Source organism: Actinomadura sp. 3N508, assembly GCF_044326375.1.
In the GTDB taxonomy this organism is placed as follows: domain Bacteria; phylum Actinomycetota; class Actinomycetes; order Streptosporangiales; family Streptosporangiaceae; genus Spirillospora.
Genome location: NZ_JBIRAX010000003.1, coordinates 323,047 through 340,501, shown reverse-complemented (window position 1 = coordinate 340,501; position 17,455 = coordinate 323,047). Strand labels below are relative to the sequence as shown.

The window sequence follows — 17,455 nt, the reverse complement described above, 5'->3', positions numbered from 1 at the left end:
GCTGCGCCCGGGGGGCCACATCACGTTTTCGCTGGAGAACCGTCCGCGCTCTGTCGCCGTCGCCTGGACCGCCGCCCTAGCGGTCCGGGCCCGACCACATCGCCCGGCACTCCGCGCCTCATGCCCTGAGCGCTAAGTCAGGAGCGCCCGCAACACATTGGCCTGGGAACGCTCCGCCCATGCCCGCCGAGAGGGAGAGCGCGCGGCCGCCCGGCCTGGGCGCATCCCGCGCATCCCGGGCCCCATCTACGCCCGTCTCGGGCAACGCCGCGGCCTGCGGTCGCTCAGGGGCTGGATGGGCCGCGCGACCTTTGAGAGGGCCGTGGACGGCGCGACGCCCCGGCCGGGGGTCTGGTGACCCGGTCGGAGCGTGGAAGGCGCCAGGCGCGTTCTCGTGAGCGTTCCCGCCGTCGCGGAGCGTGCGCTCCGCGACGGCGGGAGGAGGCTCAGTGCATCGGCATCGGCGTGTCGGCCGCGCTGGTCTCCGGCTTCCGGCGCGGCAGCAGCAGCGCCGGCAGGAACGCCAGGACGAGCAGCCCGGCCGCGTACCAGTACGTGTGCTGGAACGCGTCCGCCATCGGAGGCGCGATCTTCTCCATGATCGCCGGCGGCACCTTCTCGGTGCTGCCGATCTCGCCGCCGCCCGCGCCGCCGAAGCCGGCCTCGTCCAGCTTCGAGGTGAGCTGGTTGGCGAGCAGCACCGAGATCATCGCGGTGCCGATGGACGCGGACACCTGCTGGATGATGTTCAGCATCGTGCTGGCCCGCGGGACCTCGTCGTGCACGAGCGTCTGGATGGCCGCGGCCATCGTCGGCATCATCGTCAGGCCCATGCCGAGGCCCATCACGAACAGGGCCCCGCCGAGCGCCCAGTAGGACGTGTCCGCCTCCAGGATCGCGGCGAAGCCCGAGACGGAGGCGACCACCACGACCATGCCGAACAGCACGACGCGTCCGGGCCCGATCCGGTCGGTGAGCTTGCCGCCGATCGGCATCGTGAGCATCGCGCCGAGGCCCTGCGGGGCCAGCAGCAGGCCGGCGTTCATCGCGCCCTCGCCGCGCACCGTCTGGAAGTACAGCGGCAGCAGGAGCATCGCGCCCATGAAGGCGACCATGAACAGCACCATCGTGCCGGACGCCGCCGCCACCGACCGGCGCCGCAGCAGCCGCAGGTCGATCAGCGGGTTGCTCGCGCTCAGCGCCCGGAACACGAACCCGAGCACCAGGAGCGTTCCAGCCACGGTGAAGATCAGCGGCTCGGTCTTCAGGAAGTCCCGGGACTCGGCGCCCTTCGCGACGCCGTAGATCAGCGACGCCAGGCCGGGCGAGAGCAGGATCAGCCCGAGGAAGTCGAGGCGCTCGGCCGGCTTCGGCTCGTCCCGCTTGAGGACCTTGCCCGCCAGCAGCAGCGCGATGATGCCGATCGGCAGGTTGATGAAGAAGATCCACCGCCACGACACGTCGTCGACGAGGTAGCCGCCGATGATCGGGCCGAGGATCGGGCCGAGCAGCATCGGCACGCCGACGATGCTCATCACCTGGCCGACCCGCTGCGGCCCCGCCGCCTGGGTCATGATCGTCATCGCGGCCGGCATGATCATGCCGCCGCCGAGGCCCTGCAGGACGCGGAACAGGATCAGCGACTCCGCCGACCAGGCGAAGCCGGCGAGCGTCGAGCCGACCACGAACAGGCCGATCGAGATCATGTAGAGGCGCTTGGTGCCGAACCTCGCCGAGGCCCAGCCGGTGAGCGGGATCACGGTGGCCAGCGCCAGCGTGTAGCCGGTCGCGACCCACTGGATCGTCGCCAGCGAGGTGTTGAACTCCTTGGCCAGGTCGTTGATGGCCACATTGACGACCGTGACGTCCAGGATCGCCATGATGGCGCCGAGAATGACGACCCCGGCCACGGCGAGCACGCCACGGTCAAGCCCGCCGTCGGCTGCGGGCTCCTTTACTGGGCCGTCCGCTGTCGTCGGAGACGCGGGAGCGGTCAACTCTCATCCAATCGTCGGGGCCCGCGCATGCGGGCACGCAGGGACCGTGGGCAGGTTCAAGGGGGTACTGCCGCAAAATACTGCAGCGACTGACACTTTCGCGAACCGTTAAACTCCGCAGGTTCCGGGAGTATTCCAAGGGGGTCCGACAGAACCGCCCTGCTCCACGACGTCCAGCCTGCGACCTCGACTCCACTTGAGGTCAACGAATTGTGACAGACGCGACATCAGACTCCCGCCTCCGCTACACCCACGCCGACCGCCGCCCCGCCGGAACTCAGCGCTCGGCTAGGAGACCTTCAACCGCCGCCCCAACGCCTCCGCCCCCCGCACGTCCTGCCCGGGGCCGATGTGGACGGTGAGCTTGCGGTTCGCCGCCAGTGGTGACAGATCGATCCCAGGCGCGGCGCCTGTCAGGTCGAGGTACCTCAGGCGCTGTAAGGACGCGATGGGACGGAGATCTGTGAGGTGGTCACACTCGTTGAGCCAGAGGGACCTGAGGTTGGTGAGACTCCGCAGCGGCTCGAGATCCTGGATCGAGGTCTCATGCATGCTGAGGATCTCCAGCCCTGTCAGTGAAGAGAGCGGGGCGAAATCGGTTACGTGGCATCCGTCGCACTGGAAGTTCTCCAGGGGAGTGCCTATGAGCGGGCTGAGGTCGGTTACCCAGTCGCAGTGGTTCACCAAGAGGGCCCCGAGGTCGGGGGTTCGCTCCCGGATCGCCTCCAAGCCGTCGACGGTGAGATTCGAGCCGCTGATGCCCAACCCCCACAGAGCTTCAGGTGGGGGGAGCATGGCGAGGTCTGTCAGGTGGGAGCAGCCGAACATCGAGAGAACGGTGAGACGGCTCTGCCGCCGCAGCGGCGAGTAGTCGATGATTCCTTCACAATTGTGGAGGAAGAGCTTGTCGAGTCGTGGCAGGTCGTCCAAAACGCCGAGGTTCGTCAGCCCAGGGAACCCGAAACCGAATCTGCGCAGTGCCGGGAGCGGAGGGAGAAGCGCCGGATCCGCCATTGGCCGTGGCGAGAAGAGGTTCAGGTAGACCAATGTCTCGGCGTGCGCGGCGAGGAAGCCGAAATCGTTGATCTCGTCCAGGGAGACGTGCAGATCGGTGAGCGCGGGCAGCTTGTCGAGGGCTGCCACCTGCCGGGGCTTGTCGATCAGCGTGAGTTCTGTGGTTCCGGGAGACGGCGCGAGGACCTTCCGGGCGAACTCGTCAGCGTCGAAGTAGTCCCATGCCTTGACCAGTTGCTCCCGCACCCGCTGACGGGTGTCAGAGGCGTACCGTGCCAGGACGTCCATGGCCGCCGGTCCGTTGATAAGCCAGGCCGTCTGTACCGTCGCCGCCGCGGCCCCCGGTCCGAGACCGTCCAGGGCCTCCGGGAGCCGGGCGAGGACGGGTTCGCCCGCGGTGGCCAGGGAACGGGCTGAGGCTTCGTTGCGGGGCGGGACGAGGTCGTCTAGGTATCGGTCGAGGTCCTTGCGGAGGTCGTCCGGGACGACTGGGAGTGTTTCCAGGCAGGCGACGGCGAGCAGTTTCAGAACGCGGGCGTGCTTTCTCTCGGTTCGGGCGCGGTTCAGGATGCCGGTGAGGAGTTCGCGCCTCAGCGGCTCGTTGGCGTGGCCCGCAGCCATGACGACGGTCTCGCGCCACGTGTCGCGGTGCGCGTTCTGGACGAGAAGCTCCATGTCGCCCAGATCGGCGGCCTGCTTGGCGGTGAGATACTCCTGGACGGTCCGGTGCACGAAGTCGATGCGACCCGGCACCGGCTCACGGAGAATGCCGCTGCGCTGGAGCAGTTCGTCCAAGACCCTGCTCGGAGGTACGTCGACCCGTGGCATGGACGCCAGCCGATCGTCGACGAGCCGTTCGACCATCGACTTGGGCAGTTCGACGCGGGCGCTGGTGGAGAGATGCCAGGCGATGTCCTGCAGTATGCGGATCTTCTGGTCCTGTTCGAGGCTGCTCGGGATGCCGCGCTTGGTGTCCCGTGTTTCCAGAAGCATTTCGAAGGCCGCCGCGTAGAGGCCCATGCGGTTGCGGGGGAGTGCTTCGCGGTCGAGGTTGAGTGCGCAGAGCATCGCCGCGAGCAGAGGGCTGGACGCGAGCGTCCGGAGATGGGGAGCCGCTTCCAGGCGTGCCAGCAGGCGCGCCTCGTACGAAGGCAGCCGTTCCGGCGGGCACGGCAGGTCCGGGCACTCGCGGACGGCGGTGTGCCAATGCTGGACGAGCGTCCACACGTCCGCCGGGGCCAGCTGTTCGAGGAAGGCCGTCGCGAAGCCTTCGGCACGAAGCCAGTCGGAACCCGCGGCGGCCGGACGGGACGTGACGACGACCCGGATGTCGCGGAACTGGGCGACGATGTCCTTCAACCAGGATCTGACCACCTGCCGTTGGGCGGTCGTGACCTCGTCCACGCCGTCCACGAGGAGCAGGGCCCGTCCGGATGCCAGGCGGCGGTGTGCCCAGCCGCGCGGCATGAGCCCGGCGAGGCTTCCGGCGACGTCGTCTATGAGCTCCTCGGGACGAGGCAGCGGAACGCCGGCATGGCTGCGCAGCTTGACGAGGAACGGAACACATCCGTTCCAGTCGCTCAATGGACCGCTGAACGAGCCCCGCGCGGCCGTGATGGCGAGCCAGCGCAGGAGGGTGCTCTTGCCGCCGCCCGCCTCGCCGCGCAGCAGCATCAGGCGCTTATCGCGAAGCGCACTCTCTACCCGCACGGCACTCGGTGTGACCTCGTCACGCCATTCGCTGACGGGAACGGCCCGTGGCGAGGCGGCTCTGCGAGCGCGTTTTCCATCGTCGGAGACGTTAAGGCTGATGTAGGCGACGCTCAGTGTCGTTTGCGGACGGGTGAACCGCTCGAACCGAACGCCGAACAGTTCGAGCGTGTCGAGCGACTCGCTGATCGAAGCCAGGTAGCGGCGGGTGAACTCGTCATCGTCTGACTCGCCTTCGGGGGCGTCGAGCGTCCGCGCCGGGAGGCGCGCCAGAACGGCGTGAACCTGTTCTGACAGGCCGCTCAGCCGTCCCAGCGCTTCGACCGACGCACGCGGGCCGAACTGCGGCAAATGGACGATGATGCGGGCCAGGCAGTCGCAGCACTCGTCCAGCGTGACCTGATACAGCCGGGCTCCCGCCTCACCCAGCTCGAATTCAGCCCTGCGGGCCGACAGTCGTGACCTCAGCCCGCGCGCCAGCTTCACAGGATCGGCGTCGGCGGCGAACAGTGCCTCGTCCGAGAGGTCGGCGTCCTCAAGCGTTCGGACGACCTCGTGAAGGGCGGCCTGGCGGTCACCGTCGGAGAGGCCGCCGAATTCGTGTCCGGCGAAGGTGAGGATGCGTTCGGCGACCGAATCGGCGATGTCCTCGAACTGCCGCTGGAGGCGCCGCCGCTTGATCTCGTCCGGGACTCCGGTCTTGATCAGTTCGACGAGATCCTTCCCGGCTGCCTTCCTGGTGGTGTGCCCCGCGAGCCATCGCCCGATGGCCAGCTGTGCGACCGAACCGCCCACCCGCAGCGCTGCGACCTCGACGGACACGGCATCCCCAATTCATCCGAAGCGGCCATTATCGCGAGCTAGGCGCGTGCGCGTTCGCACAATGGCCATTGTGCGGTTTCCGGCGTGCCCGAATTGTCGGCGGAACGTGGACGTAACCTGCGCGCCGCCGTCCACGAGCGGTTCGCGGGTGGCGTCGGTCGTAGGTTCCTGACATGTGGGGTGGGGAAACCGTAGAATCCCGGCTAATCAGACATTTTGAGGAGTTGGCGATGCCCCCATCTGGCGGCGCTCCTGGCGGCGGCCCGGCCGCGAATCAGCCCTCCCACCTGCCCAACGACGTGCTGGCGCGGGTGCGGACCGATGTCCCGTCCCCGGCCCGGACGTGGAACTACTGGCTGGGCGGCAAGGACAACTACGCGATCGACCGGGAGGTCGGCGACGCCACCGCCGCGCTGAATCCCGATCTCGTCCCGCTGGCCCTGCAGTCCCGCCGGTTCCTGATCCGGGTCGTCAACCACCTGGTGGCCGAGGCGAAGGTCCGCAACTTCCTGGACATCGGTGCCGGGCTGCCCACCGAGTCCAACACTCATGAGATTGCACAGCGTGTCGCTCCCGAGGCGCGCGTCGTCTACGTCGATAACGACCCCATGGTCCTTGTGCACGCTCGCGCGTTGATGCGCGGTACGACTCCAGAGGGCGTGACCGAATACCTTGACGCCGACTATCACTATCCGCAGCAAATCCTGGCGGAGGCGGCGAACGTTCTGAACTTCAGCCAGCCGATCGCGGTGATGTTCATGGGCGTGATGGGGTTCTGCCAGAAGTACGAGACGGTCAAGCAGATCGTCGACGAGACGATGGCAGGCGTTCCATCGGGCAGTTACCTGGTTCTTTGGGACTGCACGGACACGACCGAGGCCGCCAAACGCAGCACCGAGAAGTACGCCGAATCCGGGACCCTGCCTTACAACCTGCGCAGTATCGAGCAACTCGACGCACTCTTCGACGGCTTGGAGAAAGTCGACCCGGGGATGGTCTCTATCTCGCAGTGGCGGCCCGACCCGGCGGACGAACCTGTCCACGTTGACGGGTACGGTGCGGTGGCCCGGAAGCCCTGAGGTCAGGGCGGACCTGCTAGTACGGCAGTGGTAGATCGTAATCTCGGTCAGGGCTGCTTCGTAAGGCAAAGAAGCCGTCCGGTGATCACGATTTATGACGATCAACGATCACGAGGCGGCTGTCGCCGCCATGTAGAGGCCGGCGTGCCATCGACGGCGTTCATCGCGGGCGTAGTCTCGGCCTCACCCGATCGATGTCAGACAGTAGAGACGGTGACCTTGCGTGCGGGCGTACGTCGCCAATGCCGCGAACTCTGACAGCCACGCGGTCAGCAGCTCCACCTCGACCACCCACAGTTCCCCCGCCTGGTGCCAGCGTTCGGCAACCGCGGCCAGTTTCTCGGGGGAGGCGTCCGCCAGCGCATCCCGTAACTGATCCGTGACAGTGACCAACTGGGTGGTGTCATTCTCAGGATAGATCAGGAGGGTCTCGCAGAAGTGCGGCTGCTTCTCCACGTCACTGACGGGGTGCCCGACCAGCAATGCCGTGAGGTGACCAAGCTCTAGGAACGCATCGACCCCTCTGGTCTTGAGTGTTCGGAAGCCGGCGTCTTCCAGGCCGACGACTTCTGGCGAATCGTCTTCCGACTCGAGATCAAAAATCGTCAGTGCGGCTTCGGCGCGCTGAAGTAGTCGTAGTTGAAGTAGTCGTGTTTCTGGGTGAAGTAATCGTAGAGATCAGTCATGTCCATATGCTGCCAGCCTGACGGTGTGTTCGTGCGGCTTTGCAGCGAAAGAGCGCCAGGTCGAGGTCGGTTTCTCTCGCCATATCGAAGGTCACGCCCTCCTTGATTTTCCACCAGCGGTAGATGGTCTGTTCGCCCACACCCGCGCGCGCCGTGATCGCTCGCCGCCGTTGGTGGCAGGTGCGGGCCCGGGCTTGGTGGGGGCGGCGTCGGTGTGACCAGCGCAGGTGGTGGGCGGAGTGTCGGCAGCTGGGTCCGCCGGAACCGTCGTGGCCTTTGATCTCGCCACTTTCCATCGCGGCACGGGACTGGGAGCGACGTTCTGTGATTCGTCAGTAACTTAAAGTTGCGTGCATGTTCTCGGCTCTACTCTCCCCGGCCCTGACTGCACCGGCCCCCGGGCAGGATTCCTGCGACACACTCTGGAGCCCCATCGAAGCGGCGAAGGCCTCCGTGCCGTTCGCGGGGCTGCTCGCCGGGTTCATGTTCGCGGCGCTCATCGAGGTCGTCACCGGTTCCCGGCGATGCCCCAAGGCCGCCCTGGCCATGCGGCTGCTTCTCACGGCGCTCATGTCGTTCACGTTGACGGCGAGCGCCGGCATCAACATGGCGGGCGAGCGGGTCTGTGGCAGGGCAAGGACCCAGTGGGTGCTGGCGGTCAATATGTGCTGGTCCGCAGCGGTCGCCCTGGGCATGGTGCTGATCTGGCTGATCATCGCCTACGGATGGCAGGTCGAGGGTGTACTGCGGCTGATGATCGTCACCGTCCACGTCCTGCTCTTCGCGCGGCTGCTGGGCGCGGTGGTGGCCGCCGACACCTATGTCTCGGAAATGCTGCGCGGGGAGGAGCATTGGGGGTTCCACATCGGCTCTTGGGTCGTCGCCGCCTTGACGCTCGTGATCACCTTCGTGGTCGCCGTTCGCGGCCGTCCACCCCGCGGGCACGTGGCATGGCGGAGGCGGGTCAACCTGTTCTGTGGCGTCACCATGGCCTACCTCGTCCTGTCGCTCCCCGTCTTCGACTACGTTTCGGCATCCCACGCGTCCATGTGGGATCTCAGCCGTCCGACCCCCGGGCTCAGGACGGCGGTGTACGTGACCGGGACACTGGTGCTCATCCTTCCGCTGCTCGCGCTTCCGCTTGCGGTTCGGGCAATTCCCAACACCAGACGGCAGCTCGAACCGCTCTTGCATTCCGATGTCGATGAGATCGACCAGCCCGCCGCCGATGTGCCACGGCCACACCCGAGCCCGGGGCGTACTCCTCTCGTGCTGGTCCTGAGCGCGGCCGCCATCGCCGCTCTCGTCCTCGCCGAAAGGCGCGTCTGCCCGCGTTCCCGAAAGCCTTCTTGAACCGGTCGGCGGCCGAGTCTCAGCGGCCCTCTTTCTTTTTGACCGCAGGTGTCTAGTGTCAAAGACATGATCAGCCAAGAGTTGGTTCTTTCCTTATGGCGTAAGAGCACCCCCAGCGGCAGCGAAGGCCAGTTGTGCGTCGAGGTGGCCGCTTTGAGGCCTGGGTTCGCGACGTGAGCTCGGGTGAAGGCGGGGAGCCGTGGGCCGAGGCGGCGGAGCTGAACAATCGCGGCCTCTCGTTGGCTCGGGAGGGGCGGTATTCGGAGGCGATCACCGTCTACCTGCGGGCCGTCGACATCAGCCGGGCGGCGGGGCACCGGAAGGCCCTGGCCACGGCGCTGGACAACCTGTCGAGTGTGCTCGCATGGTCCGGCCGGATCGAGGAGGGCATCGCCGCCCATGAGGAGGCCCTCGCGATCTTCGTTGAGCTGGGGGACGTGGACGGGCAGTGCGCCGCGTTGTCCAACCTCGCGGCCATCCACGTCAAGTCGGGCTGGCCCGGTCTCGCCGTCGCGACGGCGCGGCGGGCCGTCGAGGTCGGCCGCCTGGCCGGTGACCGGTCGGCCGAGGCCCTCGCCACGTCGCATCTCGGCCAGATCCTCGCCGTGGCGAGCCCCGGTGATCTGGCGCGGTCGATCAAGGCCCATCGGGACGCACTTGCCATCTGGCGTGAAGTGGCCGACAGGAAAGCCGAGGCGGCGACGTTGGAAACGCTGGCCCAGCGGCTAGCTGAATCGGGCCAGTACAGCGCCGCGCGCGCGACCTTGGAACAGGCCCTCGTGGTGCTCACCGACTTGGGCCACCTGGAGGACGCCGCGGCTCTCAAGCAGTTCCTGGAGTCTTTCCCGGCGGGCAAGACCGGCGCGCCCGGCCATGCGATCCCGCCCGTGCCCGGGGTCATCTCCATGTTCGGCTGCCTGAGCCAACTCGCATCTATTGGCGTGGGCGCGTTCGTCATCTGGAAGAACTGGGGAACGTGGTGGTGGGTCGTTGCCGGCGTGGTTCTGGTGGTCTATGGCCTCGTCCCGAAGCGTCCTCAGTTCACCAGCTTCGGTACGAGCGGAACGCTCGGGGTAAGCACCCCCTTGGATCCTGGCGGGGATGGACGGCAAGAAGAACGACCCACGATGACGCGGGCCTACACCGGCGCCGGACACTTCTGATTGCCCGGTTCAAGATCAGCGACACTCGGGCAAAGTGGGAGCCGTGACCCGGCAACCCCGCCCCGAGTACGTGGATCTGTATCCCGAGATCGCCCGGACGGGGAGCCTGCGGGCCGCGATGCAGGCCGCGCTCGACGACACCGGGCATGACTTGACAGCGCAGCTCACCAGCTCCCCCGGATGGTGGGACTGCGTGACACGAGTCGGTGACGATCACCGGCACGTCACCACCATCGCGGGCAGCGAAGAACGCTGTTTCCGGATGGAGTTCTGGCAGCGGGGCGTGGCGATGGCCGGCGCGAAAGCCGCCGACCTTCCTGCGGCGGCCCGAGCCATAAGCCTCTGGCAGACGGGCCGGTGCCTCTCCGAGTTGCAGTCCGCGTGCTCGTTCGTCCAGTACGATCCGCTTGCCGAAGCCCATGAACGCGGCGACGCGGTCGAAGTCCGGTGGGCGATCTACCGGCGAACCTCGGCCCCGCACGTCGACCATGACCTGATCGAGGCCGCATACGCCCAACCGCGACTGCGAGCGCTGTTTCCCTTCCACAGCCACCGGTCGCTGAACTTCAGCCGCTGCACCGGGTTCCCGTACACCCATGACGTCCCCGTGATCGATCCCCGGCCGCATGGGACCTACCGCGTCGTGTGGTGGCAGAACCGCTCGCCGCATATCCCGGCGTCCATCGGAGAGGCCGACAACCCGCACGATGCGGTCGCCCTGGTCGTCGCCCACCTTCCGCGCAACTGCGGGCCGGCCGTCGCCGGCACCGCTGATGACCTTGATGGGACGGATTCCACCTGAGCGGTAGGGTTTCGCGATGATCGTTTCAGTGGGGTTCGACGCTGCCGTCGAGGCGGGGGTCGCGGCGTTCTGCGCGGGTGCGGAGCCGCCGAGTGATGGTGAGGTGCGAGACCGTCTGACCGGGGCCGGTGTCGAGCCGTGGCTGGCCGAGCGGCTGCTGCTGTTCCTGCCGATGGCGTTCACGCGGCGGTTGCTGCGGGAGGTCGCGTACCCGGACGAGGTGGAGGCCCCGGGCGGGCGGGTCGACCTGCGGGCCGAGCCGGTGTTCGTGGCCGCGCTGGCACGCGCCGAAAGGGCCGATCGCGGTGAGATCGAACGGATCGCGGTGCGCAGCGCCGAGTTCAACGCGATCAACAGCTCGCTGGGCGATGGGGCGCGGCTGGCGGACCTGGAGATCGGCGCGACCAGGCTGGCGCGGGATCTGGAGCCGGCCCGGCCGGGGGACGGTGGCGTACCGTCGCCCCGGGCCGTGTTCGAGGACTTGCTACGGGGCCATGGTGTGCCGCTCGGCGGCGAGACGAAGGTCGACGCGAAGCTGTTCGTCCACCCAGCTCCGGAAGGCCTGGTGTTGGTCCAGATCGACTTCGCCGTGTCGCACCCGGCGCTTGCCACACCATGGCTGGTGGAGAGCTTCGCCGGCCACGGCGCCACGTGGCGCGACGCGATCGGCTGGGCGTTGCGAAGCTTCGAGCGCGGCGCGTTGCATCCGATCGTCGACGGCCTGCTGCGTTCAGGTGCCGCGCCTGACCAGGTGGAGCGGGAGCGATACGAGCATCCGGACGGCGCGTTCGAGCTGGTTCTGGGGGCTCAGATCAACCTGTTCGCCGATCGGCCGGTGCCGTCCGCCGCGCCCCTGCTCGACCGGCTGCTGGAGGCGCTGCGCTCGCAGCCGCTCACTCGAAAGGTGCACGGGCTGCGCTTCTTCGTCGCCCACCACGACGGCCGGTTGGAGACCAACGAGGTACTCCTCGACAACCAGGAGTGGTCCGGCGGAAAGGCGGTGGTCGCCGACAGCGCGGCGCCGCTGCCCGAAGGGAGGGTCGCGGTCCGGCTCTTCGGCCTGCTCGTGCCCGTCGACAGCGTATAAGGACGGGTGCGGTGAACTCGGGTCAGCGGGGCCGGTATGCCTTGGGCAGCCGCATGCCGCGGTCTTTCATGATCTGGCGGAGGCGGTCGGGGTGGTTGGTGATGATGCCGTCGACACCGAGGTCGATGAGGGCCTCCATGGTGGCGGGGTCGTCGCAGGTCCACGGGACGACCTTCAGGCCGCGGGCGTGCGCCGCCGAGATCATGGCCCGGTCGGGGTAGAAGCGGAAGCCCGGGTCACCGATCTTGCCGTTCTGCGGGAAGCCGTAGTTGGGCGACAGGGCCGTGACGCCGCGGATGGCGGCGGCCGCCTTGACGAAGTCGCCGTCGTAGTCGTCGACGTCCAGTCCGCCCAGCCAGGGGGAGGCGCCGGGCCGGCCGATCTGGAGGAAGTCGTAGTTGGTCAGTGCCACCAGCGGCCACCGGGGCGCGAGCCGGTGCATGGACTTCAGTGCGCCCCAGTCGAAGGACTGGATGGTGACCTGCCGTTCGATGCCCGAGGCGCGGATCTCCTCGAAGACCCGGCGGACGAATAGCTCGCGCGGTGCGGTCTGGTGGGGCGCGCCCGCCTCGACCTTGGTCTCGATGTTGAGCGTGATCTGCTTGGCGCGGTAGCGCTTGACCAGGTTCAGCACGTCCTTGAGCTGCGCCATGCGGAAGTTGCGGACGACTTCCTGCTCGGGGAAGCCGGGTAGTTGCTGGTAGCCGCAGTTCATGGTCTTGATCTGGGCCAGGGTCAGGTCCTTGATGTATTTGCCGACGTAGGGATACATCGGGTCGCCGGGTGTGACCGGTGCGGTGTCGCGGCATTTCTGGGCGCTGACCTGCCGGTCGTGAGTGACGACGACCTTCTCGTCCTGGGTGACCTGGGTGTCCATTTCCAGCGTGGTGACACCCAGGCGCATCGCCTTTCCGAATCCTTCCAGCGATCCCTCGGTCGTCATGCCGATGCCGCCGCGGTGGGCCTGCAGATCGAAATGAGTCTTCTGAGGCAGGACACCGGGACCTGCGGTGGTGGACGCGTGGGCCGCCACGGGCAGGGCGGCCGTGGACGCAAAGGCCAGACCGGCAAGGGCAATGCGCATGGACATCGGAACCTCCGCTTCGTCAATGCTCCGATCAACTCCCGCGACGCTAGAACCAGCGCCACGGCCCGCAATTGACACGGTGTGATGGCGCCATGAACGTTCCCCGAACGGCAGGCGCCGGCAGAACCGGAAAATCGGCAGGTCAGAGCAACGGTCCGTTGGAAGGCCGGCTGGCCGGTTGGCTCGTCAGGGTCCGCAACGGCAACGCCCTGTCACTCAGCTCCTAGAGGCGATGGGCTTGGCGTAGTGCGCCGGCGGCCATGGCGTTGGAGCCGGTGACGAGGTGGCAGAGGGCCTGATCGGTCAGAGCCCGGATCAGCCGCTGGGGCCCTCGTCCCGGGGCGATGGCGCGGAGACGGCGCTCGACCTCGACGCTCTGTCGCAGTGCCGGGGTGATGGTCTCCAAGAATTGCGCCCAGTCGCGGTCGAACAGCACCGATGCGCGGATGTTGCGGCGGCGGAGGAGAGTCCCGAGCTCGGCCAGCCCGTGTGGGTCGTCTGGCGGCGGGTCCGCGGTGGCGGCGATCGCTTCGTTGATCGCCTCGTATCCGGCGCGGTAGCTCTGCCTGGCGCTGTAGGCCCAGTGGTGGAAGCTCAGCCCCGGAACCGGCTGACGAGGCTGTTCCGGGTCGACGCCGATCGGGGGTGTCCGCCCTGTGGGGGTCTGCTCGTCCGCTGTGCCGGACCGGGCGAACAACGCGGCCTGGAGAGCTTGGTAGCCGAAGGTGAAGCTGCTGCGGCCGCCCTCGGCGGGAAGCCGCTCACATGCGTGGATCGCTTCCTCCATAAGCCCTCGGGCGTCCTGGTGGTGGCCGAGGCCGGCGAACCTGAGCGATGCTCCGGCGGTCCACATCGCCAGCCCGGCGAGTCGGTCTGGAGCGTGGTGGGTCATGCGGCGCTCGAGGGCGAGAGCCTCGCGTTCGATCTCCAGGCTCGCGCCGGTCTGCCCGGCCAGGTCAAGGTAGATCGCCAGATCGAGCAGCGCCCACGTGATGACGTTGCGCCAGGCATGGCCGCCTGCTGTCTCCATCGCACGATAGATGGCGATCACTCCGCGCTGAACGGCGACGGCCTGAGCGAACTGCCCGGCTTCAGCCAGGCCGTACCCGAGTTCCATGAGAAGCCTGGTCTCTGCCTTGGTGCTCTCACGTCGCAGGTTGGCGCGTCGGCTGAGTTCCGCAGCCTCGTGCCTGGCCGCCAATGACAGCTCGTCGGCGTGTGCCAGGGAGTACTGGCGTCCGAGCGAGGAGATCGCGTGCGCGGCCGCCCTGAGGTGTTCTTCGGCCCCTTCGGCGACAAGGCTTCGGTAGACAGTGGCGCCTTCCTCGAAGTACGGGATGCGCAGCGACGGCTGGTCCTGGTCGATCTGCCAGCCGAAAAGCAGCAAGGAGCGAGCCAGTTCGGGGAGACCGGTCGCCGGGTGTTCTTTGGCCAGTCTCCGGTTGTGCGCGATGGTCTGCTCTGTGACCGGCTCCCTCATCGAGATCCTCCAGCGATGCTGGTGTCGAGCCTGGCATGGGCGCCGTGACGTCAGGTGGTCGAGTCTGCTACGCGGAGTTGGAGGGAGCGTAGGACCATCGCCATGGCCATCGCGCTCAGGGCCACGCCGAGGGTGACGTGGGCGGTGCCCGATCCCTCCACGCCCAGTGCGACCTGGGTGAAGGTGAAGACCAGGATGCTGATCGCCCCGGGGAGCGGCCATTTCAGCCAGCGGTTGCGGCGCCACACGAGGATGGCCAGCACGAGTTGGACGACCACCAGAAACTCCACCACGAAGGCGCTCGTCTGGTGCGGATCGATCGAACTCGCGTCGCCGTTCAGGAACATCCCGGCCGTCAAGCCCTGCGACAGGGTCCCGAGCAGGTTGAGAACCGCCACGGTCCGCAAGAGGGTGACCGCCGTCCTGCCCTGCACGGTCTGGTTCGTGATGGCCGCCGTGCCGGTCCCGGAGCCGGATTGTGCGCCCTCGGGAGGGGTGTCGTGCATCGGAGTCCCCATTTCTCTCTGCTGCTTGGCGTGTGGGGGCAGGGGTTCGACCCCGGCCTCACCCAATGACGAAATGGGCTGGTGGATTGTGACAGGTAGCTGTGCAAGAGACGTTCGACGACGGCGCTACCATTGCTCGGATTCCGCCATCCACCCTCAGGGCTGTACTTATGACGATCAGCTGGGCGCAGTATCCCCAAGTGGTCCTGGTGGCCAGGCTCATCGAGCGAGATCAACACGTCGCGGCATGACCGACCATGCGCGAAGCGCGGTTCTCTTCCTCGACGTCGATGGGCCGCTCCTGCCCTTCGGTGCGGCCCCGCAGCGCGAACCCCGGGGCACCACGCCGGATTCGCGCCTGGCCCGCCTCACCCCCGAGGTGGGGCGTCGGCTGGCGGCGCTGCCGTGCGAACTCGTCTGGGCCACGGCTTGGGAGGACGAGGCGAATATCGAGATAGCGCCCCGGATCGGGCTGCCGCACCTGCCTGTCGTGAACTGGCCGGAGGCGTCCGACGCGCGGGAACGCCTGGACCAATGGTTCGGGCTCAGCTGGAAAACCCGGACCCTGGTGAACTGGGCGGCCGGACGCCCCTTCGCCTGGGTCGACGACGAGATCACCGACGCCGATCGCGAATGGGTCTTTGAGCACCATGGCGGCCGGGCTCTTCTCCACCACATCGAGTCATCCCGAGGACTCGCCGACGAAGATTTCACAGCCCTCGATCAATGGCTTCGGGCTCTCCGGTCGTGATCCGGTTAGGACCAGGTGATCGGGCCGAGGTTGTAGTGCTTGTTGAAGTCCGGTGACGGGTCATCTTCGGCCTGGACGTCCTTGCCGTATGGCGGGTCGTCGTACTGCACTGCCTTCATGGGGCGGGAACGTGAGGACACACCGAGCAGGCAGGTCTTCCATACGGCGCCCTTGCGGCCGAACTCGTTGTCGTCGGGCGGATTCCCTTCCCGGCAGCCCGGCAGGCCCTCCTCGCCGAGCATGGTGACGGCGGGACCCCAGTCGCCGAAATCGGCGTTGAGGCCCGACGTGTCCGGAGTGAAGGCGCCGCCGCTCTCGTTGGTGATGGTGACCTTGGTGTAATAGGCGATGTGGCGGTTCAGGGTCGCTCTGTCCTCTTCGTCGAAGGCGCCCTGAACCCGCGAACCCGGGCTCGTCCGGATGCGGTGCACGACGATGCCGATCACGCCCTCGGTGTAGACCCTCTGCAGGCGATAGAACTCGCGGACGGGGACGATCGCCTTTTCGCCGAATCGCAGCCGCGTCCCAGGCCGGGTCATTTCATCGGTCAGCCGGAGCGGCCCGGTCGGGACCGCGGTGGTCCCGAATGTCGGCGCCGGCGTGGCGGGGTGCGATGGTCCCCTGGTCGCGGCGGGGGCCGCCGGTGGTTCGCCGGTCCCACCGGCGGAACAGCCCGCCAGCATCAGCCAGGAGATCAAGACGATGGCATGGCCGCGCATGGACGAAGTATCGCCGAATGCCATCGGGACCGGTCCTGCGTCACGAGTGGTCTGCTCGATCGCGGCGCTGGACGGTCAGGGCCCAGGTGAGGCAGGCGAAGGCGATCGTCGTCGCCAGGGCGCGGACGATGTTCCAGGCGGTCCACTTCGATTCGTCCAGCTCGGCGCGGGCGGCGGCGTAGTCGCTGGCGGTGGTGAGCGGTCCGGCTTCCATGATCTTGTCGTTCAGGGGGAGGTGGACGGCATAGGTGACCGCGTGCGCCACAACGTAGAACGCGAGTGCCGCGCCGATCCAGACCAGGGTCCGCCGGTGCTCCGCGCGCAGGTGGAGGACGAGGGACAGGCCGATGAACAGCAGCGCTCCCAAGAACTCCACACCGATGAACAGCGGATTCTCGATCGCGCTGTTGAGTGCGCGGAAGGCCGTCACGAAGGTGCGGTCGTCGGTGTCGCCCAGTCCCGGCATGATCGTGCTCGACCAGTCGGTGAAGACGCCCGCGGTCAGGCCGGTCATGATGGTGGCGATGATCAGGATTACGGTTCTCATGGTTCAAGGAAATCCGGATGGCGCCAGATCAGCCATGGCTGAGAAGCTCGCCTCCATTCGTGTCCGTCTAACCGGCCGCGGTCCGCTGACGGGCAGCGCCCAGGGTTCGAGGGCGCCGAGTAGCAGGGTGACCACCTGTAGGAGCCCGCTGCGGGGGCCGCGCGCTTAGACATATCGGGCGTGGCGTGGCACGATTTCGCAGGTGAGCAGCAGATCAGCGGAGGCGCAGCGGCTGAGCGACCTCGCCTTGCTGCGCCGCGTCCGCGACCGGATCGACCGCGAGTACCAGAAGCCGCTGGACGTCGAGGCGCTCGCGCGCGGCGTGAACATGTCCGCCGGGCACCTCAGCCGCCAGTTCAAGCTCGCCTACGGCGAGTCACCGTACGGGTACCTGATGACACGGCGCATCGAGCGCGCGATGGCGCTGCTCCGCCGCGGGGACCTCAACGTCACCGAAGTGTGCTTCGAGGTCGGGTGCTCGTCGCTCGGCACGTTCAGCACCCGGTTCACCGAGCTGGTGGGCGTGCCGCCGAGCGTGTACCGGCGGGAGCAGGCGGCCGCGACGGCGGGGCTGGCGCCGTGCGTCGCCAAGCGGGTCACGCGACCGATCAGGAATCGAGAAGCGCAGGTCACCGAGCCGCAGCTAGCGTGA

The 17,455-nt window shown here is 67.6% G+C and carries 16 protein-coding genes; 8 read left to right on the top strand and 8 right to left on the bottom strand.

Features of this window, described 5'->3' with window-relative positions; all coding sequences use genetic code 11:
* Positions 1-446 precede the first annotated feature (446 nt).
* Together ACH34S_RS12895 and ACH34S_RS12890 are read right to left on the bottom strand one after the other, a co-directional pair.
* On the bottom strand, positions 447-1,910 hold the full coding sequence (locus tag ACH34S_RS12895) for a DHA2 family efflux MFS transporter permease subunit (protein ID WP_395952791.1): 1,464 nt from the start codon (positions 1,908-1,910) through the stop codon (positions 447-449).
* Between the two features lie 375 nt (positions 1,911-2,285).
* On the bottom strand, positions 2,286-5,543 hold the full coding sequence (locus ACH34S_RS12890; RefSeq protein WP_395952790.1) for an NACHT domain-containing protein: 3,258 nt from the start codon (positions 5,541-5,543) through the stop codon (positions 2,286-2,288).
* Between the two features lie 230 nt (positions 5,544-5,773).
* Here ACH34S_RS12890 and ACH34S_RS12885 point away from each other — a divergent pair, with 230 nt between their 5' ends.
* Positions 5,774-6,622 carry an SAM-dependent methyltransferase gene (locus ACH34S_RS12885; protein WP_395952789.1) on the top strand — a complete coding sequence of 283 codons (849 nt, stop codon included), beginning with the start codon at positions 5,774-5,776 and terminating at the stop codon, positions 6,620-6,622.
* Positions 6,623-6,805: 183 nt separating this feature from the next.
* On the opposite strand, the gene ACH34S_RS12880 is transcribed toward ACH34S_RS12885, so the two are convergent.
* A complete protein-coding gene (locus tag ACH34S_RS12880; RefSeq protein ID WP_395952788.1) occupies positions 6,806-7,078 on the bottom strand; it encodes a hypothetical protein in 273 nt (90 codons plus the stop codon).
* Positions 7,079-7,791: 713 nt separating this feature from the next.
* Between ACH34S_RS12880 and ACH34S_RS12875 the strand changes: the two genes are divergently transcribed.
* From ACH34S_RS12875 to ACH34S_RS12855, 5 genes are all read left to right on the top strand, one after another.
* A complete protein-coding gene (locus ACH34S_RS12875; protein WP_395952787.1) occupies positions 7,792-8,661 on the top strand; it encodes a hypothetical protein in 870 nt (289 codons plus the stop codon).
* Between the two features lie 66 nt (positions 8,662-8,727).
* Positions 8,728-8,838, top strand: coding sequence for a DUF397 domain-containing protein (locus tag ACH34S_RS12870; RefSeq protein WP_395952786.1), 111 nt, complete (start codon positions 8,728-8,730; stop codon positions 8,836-8,838).
* Positions 8,796-9,824, top strand: coding sequence for a tetratricopeptide repeat protein (locus ACH34S_RS12865; RefSeq protein ID WP_395952785.1), 1,029 nt, complete (start codon positions 8,796-8,798; stop codon positions 9,822-9,824). The genes ACH34S_RS12870 and ACH34S_RS12865 overlap by 43 nt, the downstream gene beginning before the upstream one ends.
* 118 nt (positions 9,825-9,942) lie before the next feature.
* Positions 9,943-10,626: a DUF6193 family natural product biosynthesis protein gene (locus ACH34S_RS12860; RefSeq protein WP_395952784.1), complete on the top strand. Its 684-nt coding sequence runs from the start codon at positions 9,943-9,945 to the stop codon at positions 10,624-10,626.
* 16 nt (positions 10,627-10,642) lie between these two features.
* A complete protein-coding gene (locus ACH34S_RS12855) occupies positions 10,643-11,713 on the top strand; it encodes a DUF6348 family protein (protein ID WP_395952783.1) in 1,071 nt (356 codons plus the stop codon).
* Between the two features lie 22 nt (positions 11,714-11,735).
* Here ACH34S_RS12855 and ACH34S_RS12850 read toward each other — a convergent pair whose 3' ends face one another.
* The 3 genes from ACH34S_RS12850 to ACH34S_RS12840 all read right to left on the bottom strand — a co-directional run bounded on the left by ACH34S_RS12850 (position 11,736) and on the right by ACH34S_RS12840 (position 14,786).
* A complete protein-coding gene (locus tag ACH34S_RS12850; RefSeq protein ID WP_395952782.1) occupies positions 11,736-12,803 on the bottom strand; it encodes a glycerophosphodiester phosphodiesterase family protein in 1,068 nt (355 codons plus the stop codon).
* 220 nt (positions 12,804-13,023) lie between these two features.
* Positions 13,024-14,280, bottom strand: coding sequence for a hypothetical protein (locus ACH34S_RS12845; RefSeq protein ID WP_395952781.1), 1,257 nt, complete (start codon positions 14,278-14,280; stop codon positions 13,024-13,026).
* Between the two features lie 50 nt (positions 14,281-14,330).
* Positions 14,331-14,786, bottom strand: coding sequence for a hypothetical protein (locus ACH34S_RS12840; protein ID WP_395952780.1), 456 nt, complete (start codon positions 14,784-14,786; stop codon positions 14,331-14,333).
* Positions 14,787-15,033: 247 nt separating this feature from the next.
* Between ACH34S_RS12840 and ACH34S_RS12835 the strand changes: the two genes are divergently transcribed.
* Positions 15,034-15,537 (top strand): HAD domain-containing protein, encoded by a 504-nt coding sequence (locus tag ACH34S_RS12835; protein ID WP_395952779.1) that lies wholly within the window; start codon positions 15,034-15,036, stop codon positions 15,535-15,537.
* Between the two features lie 5 nt (positions 15,538-15,542).
* On the opposite strand, the gene ACH34S_RS12830 is transcribed toward ACH34S_RS12835, so the two are convergent.
* On the bottom strand, positions 15,543-16,256 hold the full coding sequence (locus ACH34S_RS12830; RefSeq protein ID WP_395952778.1) for a hypothetical protein: 714 nt from the start codon (positions 16,254-16,256) through the stop codon (positions 15,543-15,545).
* 40 nt (positions 16,257-16,296) lie between these two features.
* The gene (locus ACH34S_RS12825; protein ID WP_395952777.1) at positions 16,297-16,803 is read right to left on the bottom strand and encodes a DUF1772 domain-containing protein; all 507 of its coding nucleotides are present in this window, start codon (positions 16,801-16,803) and stop codon (positions 16,297-16,299) included.
* Between the two features lie 202 nt (positions 16,804-17,005).
* Between ACH34S_RS12825 and ACH34S_RS12820 the strand changes: the two genes are divergently transcribed.
* Positions 17,006-17,455, top strand: a complete 450-nt coding sequence (locus ACH34S_RS12820) for a helix-turn-helix transcriptional regulator (RefSeq protein ID WP_395952776.1) — start codon at positions 17,006-17,008, stop codon at positions 17,453-17,455.

Bases quoted from the DNA above. Each gene is read 5' to 3' on its own strand.
- ACH34S_RS12885 (WP_395952789.1), top strand. From the start codon at position 5,774: ATGCCCCCATCTGGCGGCGCTCCTGGCGGCGGCCCGGCCGCGAATCAG.
- ACH34S_RS12875 (WP_395952787.1), top strand. From the start codon at position 7,792: ATGTTCGCGGCGCTCATCGAGGTCGTCACCGGTTCCCGGCGATGCCCC.
- ACH34S_RS12870 (WP_395952786.1), top strand. From the start codon at position 8,728: ATGATCAGCCAAGAGTTGGTTCTTTCCTTATGGCGTAAGAGCACCCCC.
- ACH34S_RS12860 (WP_395952784.1), top strand. From the start codon at position 9,943: ATGCAGGCCGCGCTCGACGACACCGGGCATGACTTGACAGCGCAGCTC.
- ACH34S_RS12855 (WP_395952783.1), top strand. From the start codon at position 10,643: ATGATCGTTTCAGTGGGGTTCGACGCTGCCGTCGAGGCGGGGGTCGCG.
- ACH34S_RS12850 (WP_395952782.1), bottom strand. From the start codon at position 12,803: ATGTCCATGCGCATTGCCCTTGCCGGTCTGGCCTTTGCGTCCACGGCC.
- ACH34S_RS12845 (WP_395952781.1), bottom strand. From the start codon at position 14,280: ATGAGGGAGCCGGTCACAGAGCAGACCATCGCGCACAACCGGAGACTG.
- ACH34S_RS12840 (WP_395952780.1), bottom strand. From the start codon at position 14,786: ATGCACGACACCCCTCCCGAGGGCGCACAATCCGGCTCCGGGACCGGC.
- ACH34S_RS12835 (WP_395952779.1), top strand. From the start codon at position 15,034: ATGACCGACCATGCGCGAAGCGCGGTTCTCTTCCTCGACGTCGATGGG.
- ACH34S_RS12830 (WP_395952778.1), bottom strand. From the start codon at position 16,256: ATGCGCGGCCATGCCATCGTCTTGATCTCCTGGCTGATGCTGGCGGGC.
- ACH34S_RS12825 (WP_395952777.1), bottom strand. From the start codon at position 16,803: ATGAGAACCGTAATCCTGATCATCGCCACCATCATGACCGGCCTGACC.